This is a genomic window from Oscillatoria sp. FACHB-1407, assembly GCF_014697545.1.
Taxonomy (GTDB): domain Bacteria; phylum Cyanobacteriota; class Cyanobacteriia; order Elainellales; family Elainellaceae; genus FACHB-1407.
On the sequence record NZ_JACJSA010000014.1, the window covers coordinates 163,652 to 179,562 of the forward strand.

General features: G+C 48.4%; 13 protein-coding genes and 2 pseudogenes. 8 read left to right on the forward strand and 7 right to left on the reverse strand.

All coding sequences use genetic code 11. The annotated features are described in order from the left end of the window. The first annotated feature begins 43 nt into the window (after positions 1 to 43). From H6G89_RS21850 to H6G89_RS36460, 3 genes and pseudogenes are all read left to right on the forward strand, one after another. The gene (locus tag H6G89_RS21850) at positions 44 to 349 is read left to right on the forward strand and encodes a helix-turn-helix domain-containing protein (protein ID WP_309230081.1); all 306 of its coding nucleotides are present in this window, start codon (positions 44 to 46) and stop codon (positions 347 to 349) included. 15 nt (positions 350 to 364) lie between these two features. After that, positions 365 to 2,509: pseudogene (locus tag H6G89_RS36455) on the forward strand (PAS domain S-box protein); the annotation flags it as partial. A gap of 42 nt (positions 2,510 to 2,551) precedes the next feature. Continuing rightward, positions 2,552 to 4,369, forward strand: a complete 1,818-nt coding sequence (locus tag H6G89_RS36460; RefSeq protein WP_375539704.1) for a hybrid sensor histidine kinase/response regulator — start codon at positions 2,552 to 2,554, stop codon at positions 4,367 to 4,369. 87 nt (positions 4,370 to 4,456) lie between these two features. Here H6G89_RS36460 and H6G89_RS36600 read toward each other — a convergent pair whose 3' ends face one another. The 4 genes and pseudogenes from H6G89_RS36600 to H6G89_RS21870 all read right to left on the reverse strand — a co-directional run bounded on the left by H6G89_RS36600 (position 4,457) and on the right by H6G89_RS21870 (position 9,603). Then, positions 4,457 to 6,310, reverse strand: a complete 1,854-nt coding sequence (locus tag H6G89_RS36600; protein ID WP_441339451.1) for a hybrid sensor histidine kinase/response regulator — start codon at positions 6,308 to 6,310, stop codon at positions 4,457 to 4,459. Continuing rightward, positions 6,284 to 7,615 (reverse strand): annotated as a pseudogene (locus H6G89_RS36605) (PAS domain S-box protein); the annotation flags it as partial. The gene H6G89_RS36600 and the pseudogene H6G89_RS36605, both read right to left, overlap by 27 nt. Beyond that, complete coding sequence (locus H6G89_RS21865) at positions 7,608 to 7,856, reverse strand: helix-turn-helix domain-containing protein (RefSeq protein ID WP_190510309.1); 249 nt, start codon at positions 7,854 to 7,856, stop codon at positions 7,608 to 7,610. The gene H6G89_RS21865 and the pseudogene H6G89_RS36605, both read right to left, overlap by 8 nt. A gap of 814 nt (positions 7,857 to 8,670) precedes the next feature. After that, positions 8,671 to 9,603 carry a LysR family transcriptional regulator gene (locus tag H6G89_RS21870; protein ID WP_190510311.1) on the reverse strand — a complete coding sequence of 311 codons (933 nt, stop codon included), beginning with the start codon at positions 9,601 to 9,603 and terminating at the stop codon, positions 8,671 to 8,673. 324 nt (positions 9,604 to 9,927) lie between these two features. Between H6G89_RS21870 and H6G89_RS21875 the strand changes: the two genes are divergently transcribed. After that, positions 9,928 to 11,310, forward strand: coding sequence for an MATE family efflux transporter (locus H6G89_RS21875; protein ID WP_190510313.1), 1,383 nt, complete (start codon positions 9,928 to 9,930; stop codon positions 11,308 to 11,310). Positions 11,311 to 11,381: 71 nt separating this feature from the next. Here the strand turns inward: H6G89_RS21875 and H6G89_RS21880 are convergent, their stop codons facing one another. Continuing rightward, a complete protein-coding gene (locus H6G89_RS21880) occupies positions 11,382 to 11,912 on the reverse strand; it encodes a protein-tyrosine phosphatase family protein (RefSeq protein ID WP_190510316.1) in 531 nt (176 codons plus the stop codon). Between the two features lie 14 nt (positions 11,913 to 11,926). Continuing rightward, positions 11,927 to 12,541 carry a TetR/AcrR family transcriptional regulator gene (locus H6G89_RS21885; protein WP_190510318.1) on the reverse strand — a complete coding sequence of 205 codons (615 nt, stop codon included), beginning with the start codon at positions 12,539 to 12,541 and terminating at the stop codon, positions 11,927 to 11,929. Between the two features lie 78 nt (positions 12,542 to 12,619). Here H6G89_RS21885 and H6G89_RS21890 point away from each other — a divergent pair, with 78 nt between their 5' ends. From H6G89_RS21890 to H6G89_RS21900, 3 genes are all read left to right on the forward strand, one after another. Then, complete coding sequence (locus H6G89_RS21890; RefSeq protein ID WP_190510320.1) at positions 12,620 to 13,063, forward strand: acyl-CoA thioesterase; 444 nt, start codon at positions 12,620 to 12,622, stop codon at positions 13,061 to 13,063. Between the two features lie 140 nt (positions 13,064 to 13,203). After that, entirely contained in the window at positions 13,204 to 13,614 is a 411-nt protein-coding gene (locus tag H6G89_RS21895; protein ID WP_190510322.1) for a hypothetical protein, read from the forward strand. Positions 13,615 to 13,798: 184 nt separating this feature from the next. Next, a complete protein-coding gene (locus H6G89_RS21900; protein WP_190510324.1) occupies positions 13,799 to 14,350 on the forward strand; it encodes a GNAT family N-acetyltransferase in 552 nt (183 codons plus the stop codon). Between the two features lie 17 nt (positions 14,351 to 14,367). On the opposite strand, the gene H6G89_RS21905 is transcribed toward H6G89_RS21900, so the two are convergent. Continuing rightward, positions 14,368 to 15,084 carry a LuxR C-terminal-related transcriptional regulator gene (locus tag H6G89_RS21905; RefSeq protein WP_190510326.1) on the reverse strand — a complete coding sequence of 239 codons (717 nt, stop codon included), beginning with the start codon at positions 15,082 to 15,084 and terminating at the stop codon, positions 14,368 to 14,370. Between the two features lie 97 nt (positions 15,085 to 15,181). Between H6G89_RS21905 and H6G89_RS21910 the strand changes: the two genes are divergently transcribed. After that, positions 15,182 to 15,883, forward strand: a complete 702-nt coding sequence (locus H6G89_RS21910) for a DJ-1/PfpI family protein (RefSeq protein WP_190510328.1) — start codon at positions 15,182 to 15,184, stop codon at positions 15,881 to 15,883. The last annotated feature ends 28 nt before the right edge of the window (positions 15,884 to 15,911 follow it).

Below are 15,911 nucleotides of genomic sequence, written 5' to 3' on the forward strand. Positions count from 1 at the left end.
GGCTACCTCCTTATTGATCACGGAGGGCGTGTAGCTTTGACCTTTGCGCCTTAAGACGGAGGAGCGATCGCTATATCAGGTGGTATATCTAACTAGAATTGTTGTTACTGTACCTATGCCTGCAATCGACCATCCTCAGTTAGCAGATCTCGTGCGGGAAACGCGGCAGCGTTTAGAACTTTCGCAAGTTAAATTTGCCGCAAAGTTAGGGGTTTCATTTCAAAGTATTAATCGTTGGGAGAATGGGCGGACGAAGCCCCTACCCATTGCATTGAAGCAGATTGAGTCCTTGCTGCATCAGATGGGCGAGGCGGGTCAAGATTTGCTGGCTAAATACTTTTCAGAGTGAGGATGGAGAGATCCTATGACCGATAATCTCCGCTGCTCTATCGATTCAGGCAATGACTCATCTCAAAACCTTTCTCAGGGTATTGCTGAAGCCCGTGATCAAACAACAGCAGAAGTAGCAGATTCCCCAGACCAACAGCCCGATTTAGCGTTGGAAATTCAGGCATTGCAAATTCTCAATAGCAGTGATGACTGCATTAAGGTATTGGATTTGGACGGGCGAATCCTGTTCATGAATCGGGGGGGACAAGCGTTACTGGACATCCAGGATATAACGCCTTTTCTGAATACCTCCTGGGTAAAATTTTGGCAAGGAACGGGTCGGCAAGCGGCAATAGATGCGATCGCTAAAGCAAGAACAGGTGAAGTTTGCACGTTTCAAGGCTATTGTCCAACCCCCCGTGGCAAACCGAAGTGGTGGGATGTCAAAATCAGCCCAATTCGAGGAACCGAGGGGCAAGTTGAACGGCTGTTGTCCATCTCGCGCGACATCACCGAGCGCAGGCAAATTGAAGACCAGCGCAGGCAAGCAGAGGAAAGGTTGCGGGAGTCAGAGGAGCGGTATCGAGCCATTGTTAATCAAGCTGTGACAGGTGTTGCCTGCACCGATCTTGATGGCAACCTGACGCTGGTCAATCAGAAGTATTGTGATATCACTGGCTACTCAGCCGAGGAACTGCGGCAGCGACGAATGCAGGACATTACCCATCCTGAAGACCTACCCCGCAATGTCGAACTGTTCCATCGAATGCGGACTGAAGGCGCACCGTTTGAAATTGAGAAACGCTACATTCGCAAAGATGGCTCGATTGTCTGGGTCAACAATAGCGTATCGGTGAACCGCGATCGCAATGGCAACCCGCAATCGGCAGTGGCGATTGTGTTAGATGTTACCGAGCGCAAACAGGCCATGTTGAGTGCTGAATTTTTTGCGACGGTTACTCAAAACCTGGCTGAGGCAACCTGTGCCGAAGAGATGATTCAAGCGACCGGTGAACAGTTAAACCAATATCTGCAAATATCCATTTGTGCCTTTGTCGAAATTAATGAAAGTGCAGGGGTCGCAGCAATTCATCACAGTTGGCATCAGCAGGAGGTACCCAGTTTAATTGGGGTTTATCATCTGACAGAATTTGTCACAGACGAATTTTTCCAAACGGCGAAAGCTGGACGAACCCTTATTGTCCGCGATGTCACAACTGACCCCCGAATTGCGGATTCAGAGCGATTTGCCCCCCTCAAAATTGGTTCGTTTATTAACGTTCCACTGATTCGGGACAATGAGTGGAAATTTTCCTTGAGTGTTTATCATCAAACCCCTTACAACTGGCGCAGCGATGAGATTGAGTTGATGCGCGAATTGGCAAATCGAATTTGGTCAAAACTGGAACGCACGCGGGTTGAGACTGCCCTGCGCGAAAGTGAGGAGCAGTTCCGCACGCTCACCGCTACCATTCCCCAATTAATTTGGACGGCAACGCCTGACGGTAGGGTGGACTACTTGAGTGACCAGTGGGCAGACTACATCGGTCTTCCGCCAGAGCAACTGTATGATCAGAGTTGGCAGCAAATCACGCATCCGGAAGATCTGCCGAACACGTTGCGACAATGGGAGCATAGCCTTCAGTCGGGGGAGCCGTTAGAAATTCAACACCGATTTCGCGATCGCACTGGGGAATGGCGTTGGCAGTTGGTGCGGGGTATTCCCATCAAAGATGCAACGGGAACTATCAAAAAATGGGTCGGCACCTGCACCGACATTCAGAGTGAAGTCGATATCAAAGAAGCCTTGCGTGAGAGTGAAGAGCGGTTTCGGTTGATGGCAGATGCAGTGCCGCAAATTGTCTGGATTACGGACTCAGACGGTCGAGTTGAGTTTTTCAATAAGCAATGGAGCAACTACACCGGAGTGCCTTGTGAACTGACAACAGTGGCAGAGGTTGTGGCTAACTTCGTTCATCCCGATGATGGTGCCCTGACGATGGGGGCGTTCAACCAGGCACAACAGACGAGCAACACCTTGACGATCGAACACCGAATTCGAGCGGCGGATGGAACCTATCGCTGGTTCCTCGTCAAAGCCGAGCCGTATCGTCACCCAGAAACGGGGGAGATTATTCGCTGGTTTGGTGCATCGGTTGATATTCACGATCGCAGACAAGCTGAAGCTGCGATCGCCGCCGATCTAAGAGATACCCAATTGTTGCGTGACCTGAGCGCACGACTGACCACTGAAACCGATATTCAGGTGCTTTATGACGAAATTTTAGCGGCAGCGATCGCGCTTACGCAGGCGGATGCTGGCTCGTTCCAATTCTTCAATCATGAAACCCAAGAACTGTTGTTGCTTGCCACTCAAGGCATCAGCCCAGCCCTGGTGAAGCAGTTCAATCGCTTGACCACGAGTTGCAGTACATCCTGTGGCATTGCTCTGGCAACGGGTGAGCGAGCATTTGTGAATTTTGATGTGCCAGATAGCGAAGATCCTGACGGGTCGATGCGGCTGCATGTCGAGTCTGGGCTGCTCTCTGCCCAGTCCACGCCGCTCCTGTCTCGATCAGGCAAGCCCATCGGCATGGTTTCTACTCATTGGCGCACACACCGCCGACCGAGGGATTCTTCGGAGCTTGGCGAAGCCAATCGCGAGTTACGATTTCTCGATTTGTTGGCGCGGCAAGCGGCTGACCTGATTGAGCAGCGACAGGACGAAGCCCAACGGAAACAGCTTTTAGAACGCGAACAAGCTGCGCGGGAAGCAGCCGAACGAGCTAACCGCATCAAAGACGAATTTTTGGCAGTGTTATCGCATGAATTGCGATCGCCCCTCAATCCCATCCTCGGTTGGTCTAAACTGCTCCAGAACGGCAAGTTAGATCCAACGAAGACCGCCCAAGCTTTAGCCACGATCGAACGAAATGCCAAACTGCAATCGGAATTAATTGAAGATTTGCTGGATGTATCGCGGATTCTGCGCGGGAAACTGAGCCTCAATGTCGCTCCGGTTAACCTTGCTTCTACTATTCGAGCTGCAATGGAAACGGTACGTCTGGCAGCAGAAGCCAAAGCAATCGATTTGCAATTGATGATTTTAGATATTGGATTGGAAGACGAGGACAATCCAACATCCAACATCCAACATCCAAAATTTCTAGTTTCGGGGGATGCTACTCGGTTACAGCAAGTCGTTTGGAATCTTCTCTCGAATGCGGTGAAGTTTACTCCAGAGGGAGGACAGGTAAAGGTTTACTTGGAACACGTTGAGCATGAGGAGGGGGAAGAGTGGAGGAGTGGAGTAGAGGAGCGAAGGAAATCCTCTCTACCCCGCTACTCCTCTGCCTCTTCACCCCTGCACGCTTATGTTCAAATTACCGTTAGCGATACAGGACAGGGAATTGCGCCTGACTTCTTACCCTATGTGTTTGACTACTTCCGTCAAGCGGATGGGGCGACAACCCGCAAGTTTGGTGGATTAGGGTTAGGGTTGGCGATCGTGCGGCATTTGGTCGAACTACATGGAGGAACGATTCGAGCCGACAGCTTAGGCGAGGGTCAAGGTGCAACCTTTACCATTCGACTGCCCCTCATACCCACTCCATCACAGGTGAACCAGGATGAGCGATCGCCTCAGCAGTCCCTCAGTTTGAACGGCATCAAAATTCTGATCGTAGATGATGAACCTGATACACGAGAATTGGTGGTGTTTGTGTTGGAGCAACAAGGGGCACAGGTGGCAGCCGCTATGTCTGCTCCCGAAGCTCTGCTTATTCTGCCTCAAACCAGACCAGATATCTTACTCAGTGACATCGGAATGCCCGATATGGACGGGTACATGTTGATTCGGCAGGTGAGGACGTTAGCTCCTGAACAAGGGGGAACAATTCCGGCGATCGCACTCACCGCTTACGCAGGTGACACCAATCAACAACAGGTGCTTGCCGCAGGCTTTCAAAAGCACATCTCGAAGCCCATTGAACCAGAGGCATTGGTACAGGCGATCGCTCATTTAGTTCGCCCTACATAACTCCTACACACCATGCAAGCGATGGCTCAAATAATAGATTCTGGGGGAGCTTCCTGACTTTCCCTCCGGGGCACTACCATGTTCCGGTCATTGACGTTGGTTTTGCTTGATTAAATCAGCGATCGCTTTGATTAACGCTCCTGGCTCAATTGGTTTGGCAAGATGTCGTTGAAACCCGGCTGATATTGCTTTTTGATAATTGATGTCTCCGGCATAAGCCGTCAGCGCGATCGCCGGAACGTGACCACCCTGCTCAGGAGGCAGCGATCGCACCTGTTGCATCAACATATAGCCATCCATATCGGGCATGCCAATATCACTGAGCAACACATCGGGTTGCGATCGAGATAACAATGTCAACGCTTCATCTGCGGAAGCAGCGGGAATGACACTTGCTCCAGCTTGTTCTAGCACAAACGCAACAAACTCCAATGCATCCGACTCGTTATCGATCACTAAAATTTGAGTGCCCTTGAGATTAGAAACCGCTTCAGAGGGTGGGCTATCTGTCGTTGTCGTAGACTCAGCAGCAAGGAGCGGCAGCCTTACTGTAAACGTTGCCCCTTGCCCTTCTCCTGAGCTTTCTGCCCACACCGTTCCACCATGCGCCTCAACTAACTGACGCACGATCGCGAGCCCTAAGCCGAGTCCTCCAAATCGGCGTGTTGTTGCGCTATCCGATTGTCGAAAATAATCAAACACGGAGGGTAAGAAGTTAGGAGAAATGCCAATACCTGTATCACTGACCCTAATTTGAGCGTAGTTTGTCATTAGTTTTTTGTCGTGGGTCACTCGTTCTTTGGTGGTTACCGATGACGAATGACGACTGACTGATGACAAATTAATTTCAACTCGTCCGCCTTCGGGTGTGAACTTCACGGCATTAGAAAGAAGATTCCAGATCACTTGCTGTAAACGGGTTGCATCTCCTAAAACTTCCAATTTTGGATGTTGCATGTTGGGTTTTGGATGTCGGCTATCTTGTAATCCAAACTCGCAAATCGTAAATCGTAAATCGATTGATTTGGCTTGGGCTGCCAGATGAACCGTTTCAATTGCCGCTTGAATTGTTGCAGCCAGGTTGACCACACTCGAATTGAGGCTCAACTTACCCCGCAAAATCCGAGAGATATCTAGCAAATCTTCGACTAATTGGGCTTGCAGTTTGGCATTGCGCTCAATTGTTGCCCAGGCATGTTCAATTTGGGCTTTAGTCAGCTTGCCTCTGCGGATCATCTGAAGCCAACCCAGAATGGGGTTGAGGGGCGATCGCAACTCATGCGACAGCACTGCCATAAACTCATCTTTGAGTCGATTTGATTCCTGCGCCTGGTGATACAGTTGAGCATTATCCAAGGCTAACGCTGCCCGTCGTCCTAATTCTTCTGCCAGTACCAGATCGGTCTGGGTGTAGCAACGACTAGAGGCTGCGGTCAAGCAAACCGTTAAAGCCCCAAGGGTGCGACCATGTGCAATCAAGGGGACGGTGATGAGCGATCGCACCTGGCTCTCCTGAATAAATTGCAGGTGGTCAGCATCGATCGCCGTGGCTTGTGTCCACTCCTCGGTCACCTGAGAAACCAAATTAGCGTTACCTGTGTTCAAAACATGGGTAATGGGATGATTCCTGGAAGCAGTGGGTGGTGTATATCGCTGTAGCTTCTCAAACCAATCCTGCCTGGTTGGATCACTGTGATGCCATGCGACTCGTTCAACCTGATGATGGCTGTTGAGAATATCAAAGAAGCAAAAGTCCGCCAAAAAGGGTACGGCCAGTCGCGCAATGTTAAATAACGTGGTTTTGTAATCGAGGGTTCCCGCTAACACAGCACTGGACTCAGACAAAAACCGCTCCCGTTCCCTTGCTTGATGGGCTTCGGTCATATCCCGCAGGATCTTGACCAATCCCTGAAGATTGCCTGCCTCATCGTGCAGTTGCATGAGCAAGCCACTGGCAAAAAATCGGCTCCCGTCTTTGCGGAGATGCCAGCGATCGTCCTGTGCTCGCTCTTCATTCAGCGCAGTTCGGAGTTCTTGCTCGGCTTGTCCGGTCGCTCGATCTTCAGGGACAAAGATGGTGTGACTGGGTTGACCGACAATTTCTGCCTCTGTGTAACCGAGTAACCGTTCTGCTCCGGGGTTCCAACTGGTGATGATGCCATTCAGGTCGAGCGTAAAGATAGCATAGTCTTTCGTGCTCTCGACAATTAAACGAAAGCGAGTCTCGCTCTCATATAAGGCAGATTCTGCTTGCTGACGTTTAGCTTTCTCTTGCTTACGCCTGGTAATGTCTTGAAAATAAATGCTAAAACCTGTCTTACAGGGATAGGCATGTACCTCTAGTGACATCTCTGAAGCTCTATCAAACGTCTCGAAGTGAACCGCTCCTGCCTCGGCTGTCATCCGGCAATTCGTTTGTTCAATTACGCTTCCAATGACGCCAGACGGCATCTCTCGATGTGTCTTTCCGATGATTTCATGGGGCTGTAGATTGGCTAGTCGGGTAGCTTCCTGATTAACATAGGTAATTTGCCAGTTGTGATCTATACAGACAACAGCATCGGTAATACTTTCTAGAATTTCAATGGCTCGTTGTGCCGATTCATCGAGGGCTTGACGGGTCGCTTCAGCTTCTCGACGGGTCGCTTGCTCCTGCTGTAAGGCGACCTCTGCCGTTTGGCGCAGGTGAATACTTTGCAGTGCTGCCGCCGTGAAATCTGCGAGGCTAGTCAAAACCCGCACGTCTTCAGCGTCAAACTGTCGAGTGTCGTCATGAGACACAACCCAAATCGTGCCTAACGGCTGAGTTGCCCCCATGAGTGGAACTACCAAACCCTCAACGATCGCTGGTTTGGCTTGCTGAAAGTCGTTAAAAAACCGCTCAGGATAGGAATACAGTTGGGGCGATCGCCGATCTAAACAAGTGCCACAGGGGCTAAAGCTTCTTGGCGTTGTTCCCCCCTCATAGCCTTCTAACGCTCCAGCTAAAGCATTCCAACGAAAGATTTCTTCCCCATCCGGCGTTACGTCTAGGAGGCTCACTCCGGCAGATCCTGCCTGACAGAGGTCTTTTGCGACGGTCACCAGCGTCTTGAGCATCGTTTGCGATTGCTCTGCCAGTTGCCGCGCCAGCAGGTGAAGTGCTTGAGTCTCAGCTTGTAAGTTAGGGGTTCGGGGTGCTCTCTGGACTAACGCATCCGTAATCAAAACATTATCTAAACTGACAGAGGGCATGGCTTCAGACATCCAATTCTCCCTCTGGGCAATACTGTTTCAACAAGACTCTCCCAGAGTCGCCCATTTCGTACGATAAATCTTCAATCCGTTTCAGTGCCATTGGAGATGGTAAAGTATGTCCTCGCTCCCACCGATTCACCGTTTTAAAGGAAACGCCCAATTTTGCCGCAAATTTCTCCTGAGACAGATTGAGATCCTGTCGTAACTGGCGAACCAAGGTTGAGATGGGCAATGATTTAGTCGAGGACATAACTACTGTAATTGCTTGAATCACAGTAGGACAGATGGGATAACCTAATTCACTCCCTTAAGGAGGAGATTGGCAGCCATTGTGTGATGAGAAGCATTCGGGCGAGTCGAGGACACCTTTCTGGCAGAGTTAGCCTTCGACCAGGGATCATTTTGTGATCTCTGACTTAGTACAACTCGTCGTAAATAGGGGTGGGAATTCGGGTGCAGGGGTGGAACCCCTGACTGGGGGCGAAGCCCCCATACCCCCCTGGTTTTATTTCCAAACCCTATCTGTGAATCACAGTACTTAGGATAGTGGATTTAATAAATCCGCAAATTGTATGGGCGGGTTTAGCAGACTAATCTGCACCTTGAAATGGGTTTGATGGTAAAACCCACCCCTACCCAACATCGAACTGATTTATAGCCGTAGCCACGTTCCATAGAGCAGAGGCGAGTCAGGAAACTTTCCCAGCATCAGGGTTTGAGTCATTAGCTTTGTCCTCAGTTTTCTGACCAAAGGAATATTTTGGGTTAGTGTTATAGCAATCTGAACTGATCGTGAAACCTACTCTTCCATTCGTCATTCGTTATTTGTAATTTGTGTATGATCGGCAACTATTGACCATTAACCATTAACCATTAACCACTGACCATTAACCATCAACCACTGACCATTAACTATTAACCATTGACAACTGACGATTGACCACTAACGATTGACCATTAACCATTAACCATTAACCATTGACCACTGACCATTAACCATTGACGATTGACCATTGACCATATCTCAGACTTCTTCATGGATCCAATAGAATGGCTATATTTATTCATGCCATCTTCTTCAAATTTTTCTCCATCTTTCCTAAAAATTGTCTGCAATAACTGTTCAAAAACTCAAGAAAAACTCGCACTCGTGGTGATAAATTGCGCTGATGGGTAAACAGCGCATGAACTGGAAGACCAGGAGATATTTGATTGGGAAGTAGCAGGATAAGTTGCCCCTGCTCAACTTCTTGTTTGATTTGAAAACCGAGTACCTGGGTGATGCCTAATCCTGCGATCGCCGCATTTTTTAAGGCACCGCCATTGTCGGAATAAAACGAACCCTTCACTGGAACGGTTTGCCACTCCTGGTCAATCCAAAACAGCCAGGGTTCTGGTCGCCCCTGAAACATATATTGCAAACAGTTGTGCTGCATGAGGTCGTTGGGAGTCGTTGGAATGCCATGCGTTTCGAGGTAACTTGGTGCGGCACAGAGCACAAACTGAGTTTGTCCGAGCGGTCTAACCATTAAACGCGAATCTTCTAAATTACCCAGACGAATGGCGACATCAATGCCCTCGGTGACTAAATCCACGACGCGATCGCTCAACCGCAGGTCAATCTGAATCTCTGGATATTGCGCTAGAAATTCTGGAATCGATTGTACGAGCAACCACTGCCCAAAATCCAATGATGTACTAACTGTTAGCTTGCCACGTGGCTTACCTCTGGAAATAACCAAATCATTGGCATCGTCGAGTTCCCTGAGTAAGCGAGAGACTCGTTCGTAATAAGCGGCTCCCTCTGCGGTTAAGCTGAGCGATCGCGTTGTACGTTGCAGCAACCGTACCCCTAATCGGTCTTCTAATTTGGCAACTCGCTTGCTGATGGCGGAGGGAGTCGTGTCGAGCGATCGAGCAGCGGCACTGAAGCTATTGCACTCCACACTTTCGACAAAGGCGATCAGTTCAGGAAGTTGATTGAGAACATTCAGCATTTATTCCAGCCTGGCACAGATGTTTTGCCAATATACTACTTTTTCTTCTAGTGAGGCAAAGGATACTGTATATAAATGCAACGAAAGGTAAAGCGATGAGTTCAAAGGTGGATGAGGTGCGATCGGTTGTAATTTAGCCACTGGTTATTGGTCATTGGTTATTTATGCATAGCTCCAGTTGCCGAATGCTTATCTACTGCACAACAACAAACAAACGACGAATGACGAATGATGAATGATGAATGATGAATGACGAATGATGAATGACGAATGATGAATGACAAGTGGCGAAGGACAAAGTACACAAAATGAGGCGATTTCACCATGACAGTTATACAGATGCAGAAGAACAATTTTTTAGTTGAAGTACGGGAGTTTTTTAAGTTGGCGGTTCCCCTTGCCAGTGCCCAGGTTGCTCAATCTGCAACAGGTTTTGCTGATACGGTGATGATGGGAAGAATGGGAGCCGATGTGTTAGCGGCGGGAGGACTGGCAGCTATTACATTTCTCTGTATCATGATGACTGCGAGTGGCGTTGCCATGGGAGTCAGTCCACTGATTGCTGAAGCATTTGGGGCAGGGCAAAAGACGCGAGTTGAGCAGATTGCTCGTCAGGGATTGTGGTTGTCGGTATTGGTAGCGATTCCAACGATGCTGTTCACCGGACATTTAGATATCCTATTGAGCCGCATAGGACAAACTGAAACCACGGTTCAGCTTGCGAACACCTACCTGGATATTATGCTGTGGGGGCTGTTTCCAGTGGTTGGCTTTGCAGCACTGCGGGCAACCGTTTCGGCCCTATCTCAAGCGCGTCCAATCATGCTCATTGTCATCTCAGGAACCGCTTTCAATATTGTTTGGAATTACATTCTTGGCTTTGGTAAATTTGGCTTCCCTAAGATGGGAATTGCAGGATTAGCGTTAGCCAGCGTAATTACGCTATGGGGAATGTTTCTAGCTTTAGCGGTGTATATTCTCACTAACAAGAACTTAAAACACTATCGCATTTTTCAGGAACTGCACCGGATCAGACCCGGCATTTTGAAGGAATTAATCTGGATCGGTGTGCCGATCGGATTGTTTTCTGGTCTTGAAGCTGGATTTTTTATGGTGATTACGTTCGGTATGGGACTGTTAGGCACTGAAGTGTTAGCTGCTCATCAGATTGTGCTGCAAACGATTACGGTTGTGTTCATGGTTCCTTTAGGGATCTCTTATGCCACAACCGTCCGAGTCGGGCAGTGGTTGGGACGACGCGATCGCACAGGTATTCAACAAGCCGCATTGGTCAGCATGAGCGTCACTACAATCTTTATGATCGGTGTGTCGAGTACATTTCTCTTCTTTCCCAAATTCATTATTAGTCTTTACATCGACACTACTAATCCGGTAAATGCAAATATTGTTGCAATCGCACTTCCGCTATTAATTATCGCGGCGATCGCTCAAGTTCTCGATGGCTTTCAAAAAGCAGTTTATGGATCTCTCCAGGGATTGCAAGATACTCAAATTCCAATGTTGCTGAATGTGTTGGGATATTGGGGAATTGGTCTGTCAGTAGGCTATGTGTTGGGCTTTCAGTTGCAGATGGGAGGTGTCGGCTTGTGGATTGGGCAATCGGTGGCGATCGCTGTTGTTGCAGGGCTGTTTATCTGGCGATTTTGGCGATTGATTAAACATCAAAAGCTTGCCCAGAAAACTTGAGATTCCTGGCAAGGCGTCATAGGACGTTTCTGACGAGAGGGTAAGCCTGTGCCCTGGTTTGGGGAGCTTGATTAACCGACTCCTTCAGTATCCAGAAGATGATTCAAGTTTGCCAATACTCGAAGTGGATTTTTACCCCGCAAAGGAGCCGCAATAACAGCTTCATAAGGATTTCTGCCCGTCTGTCGAACTGCCTGAATCGCTGCCTGCTGAGACAAACCTCGTCCCAATACCAGCCATGCAGCCAGAATCTGCCCCGTTCGTCCAATCCCGCCCGAACAGTGAACGACTGTTTTACGCTGACATTGATCTGATGTGAGGAGAAACGGCAAAATCGTGTGGTGAAGGGTTGTGCGATCGCAAATCTCAAAATCTGCGATCGCTGCCCAGCAGACATTCTCAACTCCAAAGGCTTGTTTGTAGTAGCCCAACAAATCTGGATAGCAACCAAGCTGATCTTTGTCCAATAGGCAGCAGACTCGCTGAATCCCTTGACCTTTCATAAAGGACATCCAGGACTGGATTTGTACATCTGTATATCCTGGTCTAGATGCTCCAAAAATAATGGATTCAGTTGAGCAAGCCGCCGCAAACTTATACACAGTTCTGCACCTCGCTACTGTTCATGACTGTGGACTGTGGCTTGTACGAGGGATGCAATTGCGGCTTCAACTCGTTGCCATCCGGATGCAGAACTGAAATCAAGTCCTAAAAACGTTGGATTCACTTTAGCTCGCAAAACTAAGTAAACAATTCCCGCAATCAATATCGCACTGATAGCAGGAATATCTCTATCGGGTGGAAAGGGATGCTTTTGACTCAGAAACTGCAAACTAGCGATCGCCATCTGATCACGCACCTGAGCCAATTCTTGGGTTAACTCGTTTCCTTCTAACAGTTCCCACCGCAAAATCTCCTGGGTAATCGTTCGCTGTTGCAGATCTTGCATAAAGCGGACGAGCAGTATGTCCATCCATTCATCTAGCGACTCTGCTTGAATGCTGGATTCATCCCCAACCAGTTCTTCAACAGTCAGCCAGTAGTCACCTTCCTGTCCGAAGGTTTTCAACAGAGTGGGTAGGTTTTCAAAATATCGGTAAATCAAGACTTTATCTACGCCTGCTTCACGGGCGATCGCATTCACCCCTAGCTGCCGAAATCCCGACTCTGCCAGCAGTTTGCCCACAGCTGTCAAAATTTTTGCTTTCGTTTCTTCCTTGTCTCGCGCCATGAATGTTGCCTGAGCTACTTGTCACCAGATGGTGACTATGATAGCTTGTCACTGGTCGGTGACTTCGGGAGCAACAAGATGCAGAAGGTTTGCTTTGAGACAGAAGTTTACTCGTTTCACATTGACTTTATTGGGCATGTGAACAACACTATCTATGTGCAATGGATGGAAATTGGACGAACCAAATTGCTAGAGGCGATCGGAATGCCGACGCACAAAATTTTTCACCAGGGCTTTGTCCCCGTGTTGGTACAAACCAATATTATGTATAAATCTCCGCTTTATTTGGGCGATCGCGTTCAAATCGAGTTGTGGCTTTCTGAATTACGAAATGCGTCTGCCACTATGCAATTCCGTTTCGTCAATGCTGAGGGAACCTTAGCCGCAGAAGGATGGCAAAAAGGGTTGTTTGCCGATCGAGAAACGATGCGCCCAAGACGGTTACGGGCTGAGGAACGAGCCTTGTTTTTACCCTATGTCCACTTAACAGATGCTGGTCAACCCGAAAATGTTTTGAGATGAGTTCCATTCAACGATTCAATCTAGTACAGCAAAAAATCAGTTTTGAAAGGGGTGAAGGGGTGGAACCCCTGCTTGGGGGCGAGCCCCCAAACCCCCTACATTGCAGAACTTCGTCTTCGCAACACTAGGGAGCTAAGTGCATGAACGTTAAAGTAAATACTCAGTCTGTCCTGAAGCTAATTTTGATTTTCAGTATTGTTTCTACTGCAATTCATTTCACTGATAATTACCGATTTATTGAAGATTATCCTCAACCTGCCTGGATTACGGCTCCATCCATTTATCAATCCTGGATAATTCTAACTATCATTGGCATGATTGGTTATTGGCTCTACAGCTTGAGAAAGTTTTGGTTGGCCTACCTCTGTCTTGGCATTTATTCTCTAACAGGTCTGATCAGCCCAGGTCATTATCTTTATGGTTCCTGGTCGCAGTTCTCGTTCAAAATGCACCTGTTTATCTGGACGGATGCCATTACAAGTTCAGCCGTATTGGGGTTTGTCATCTGGTCACTACTTTTTCTGAGGGAATGGAAACTGACTGAGCAGTAGACGGAATCAATTTAAAGATTGCGCTTCAGCTATTGATATCATTGTGATCGCTTCATAAGAAGTTTAAAGTTTGAGGATCAATGAGGGCGATCGCAGTTATTTTTAAACATTTAGAAGATGAAAAATTAGCTTGTAGTATTTGTACTGTATTTGAAGAAATTCACAAATTATGCTGTAGTTGCGGATGAGTCAGCAAACCTTCCTAAAAGTACCTTTCGTGTGGGAAGAACCGAAACCCCTGGTGGAAGTCCCATCGCGTTTGACGTTTGAGCCAGTCAAAGCAAAACATAGTGATCAATTAGTGTCAATTGTTGCGTGTATCATGGCGTTTTCGATGGATGCGAGTGATCAAAGAAGAGCATCTGAGGATAATCCTCACACAGCGGTTGAAGCGTTTTTGAATTCAGCCAGGGATGACTTCTCGTATCAAGATGACTGGTGGCAGTTTGGAATTAACGATAACGGAGATATTGTAGGGGTTGTCCTTCCTGTGACGTTCAATGGTTGTGCTAAAGGGGATTTAGAAGAAGGCACCCTCTATTACATGGGAGTCGTACCGGAGTATCGAGGATTTGGTTTTGCCAAAGATCTTTTGTTGCAAGGAACGCGGATATTGCAAGAGATCGGAGCTTGGCGAATATTTTGCGATACGGCCGTTGTGAATGTGCGAATGATTTCGGCATTCAAGCAGGTTGGCTATCGGCAGTATGGCGAACCCTGGGAACGCCCTGTTTAATTGCTGCTTAGTTGTACTTATTCTTGCAGGATATCCCTCAATTTTGCGACCATTTCTGTACGAGCGGAAACCCCTAGCTTGCGAAACATTCGCTTCAACGCCTGTTTCACCGAATTCTGAGTAATCCAAAGCTCTGCCCCAATCTCAGCATTGGTTAGTCCTTCAGCAACCAACCTGGCAATCTGAATCTCGCGTGGCGTCAGACAATGGGAAAGTAGGTTTGGAGGGGGTGAGGCTGGTTTTCGTAGCCCCGCAAGACAGGCGGAGAGATGGGAGCAAACGGCTCCCAAACTTGCCAACTCGTGAGGATTAAAGGCGGGTGTTTGTCCCACGCGAGCAAAGTGAATCGTACCAATTAACTGACCACTTCCCACAACGGGTCCTGTCATGATGTGTTCGTGGTCATATTCAGCGCAACACCGTTGATAGAGTTCACTCTGTTTCCACGTCCCCGTCGGTAACACTAACTCCTCATGGGCTGGAGCGTGATTCGCCAGAACATACTGCAATACGGGGTCAACGGCTCTGCCAATTTGCTCATATCGCTCCACAAAAGCGTCAGAGACCCCAACCACATCAAAACTGGCTAGACGGTTCTCATCCTCTAGCAGGTAAATTCCCCACCGTTGCACCCCAAAATAGTCACTAACGCCATCCATAAAGCGATCGCACAATGCCGCTTCGGTGGGAGCAGTAGCGATCGCTTGAAACAAAGGGTGTAGAGAATGAGCCATTGTTGGACTGAAAGTGTACCCACTTGAGGACTATCGAAGCTGAGAAGCTTTCCCTACAATCGTTCCACAATGAAGACACCTCAGGCAACTGTGAACCATGAATCCGCTACAAATCGGCTTTTTGATCTATCCCGGAGTCATTCAACTGGACGTGATGGGTGCTTACCAAGTTCTGGCATTTCCGCCCAATACCCAGGTTCACCTCATCTGGAAAACATTGTCTCCTGTAGTCAGCAATGAAGGCTTAATCCTGACTCCAACGACGACTCTGGCAGAGTGCCCACCGTTAGATGTAATTTGTGTCCCCGGTGGTGGCATCGGACAAGTCGAAGTGGTGCAAGATGATGAAATTCTGCACTTTTTGAAACAACAAAGTATCACCGCTCAGTATGTGACGAGTGTCTGTACAGGTTCACTGATTTTAGCGGCGGCGGGTCTACTGCAAGGCTATCAAGCTACATGTCACTGGGCATTTCGAGACCAACTGGCAATGCTTGGCGTTGAAGTTGTCCCGCACCGAGTGGTGATCGATCGCAATCGAGTTACAGGCGCAGGAGTCACTTCAGGAATTGATTTTGGGTTGACATTATTGGGGTTGCTGTGCGGAGAGCAGGTTGCAAAGATGACTCAACTGATGATGGAATATACGCCTGAACCGCCTTTTAATGCAGGCACGCCAGAAACAGCGGGTGAGGAGGTTGTGCGATCGCTCATGCAGTTGGGTAAGCCTCTTCTGGATGCCTTTCAGACTCAGACCCAGAAGGTTGCTGCTCGGTTAAACGCACCTTCTCATGAGTAACGCTTTACTGATCGGATGATTCATCCGT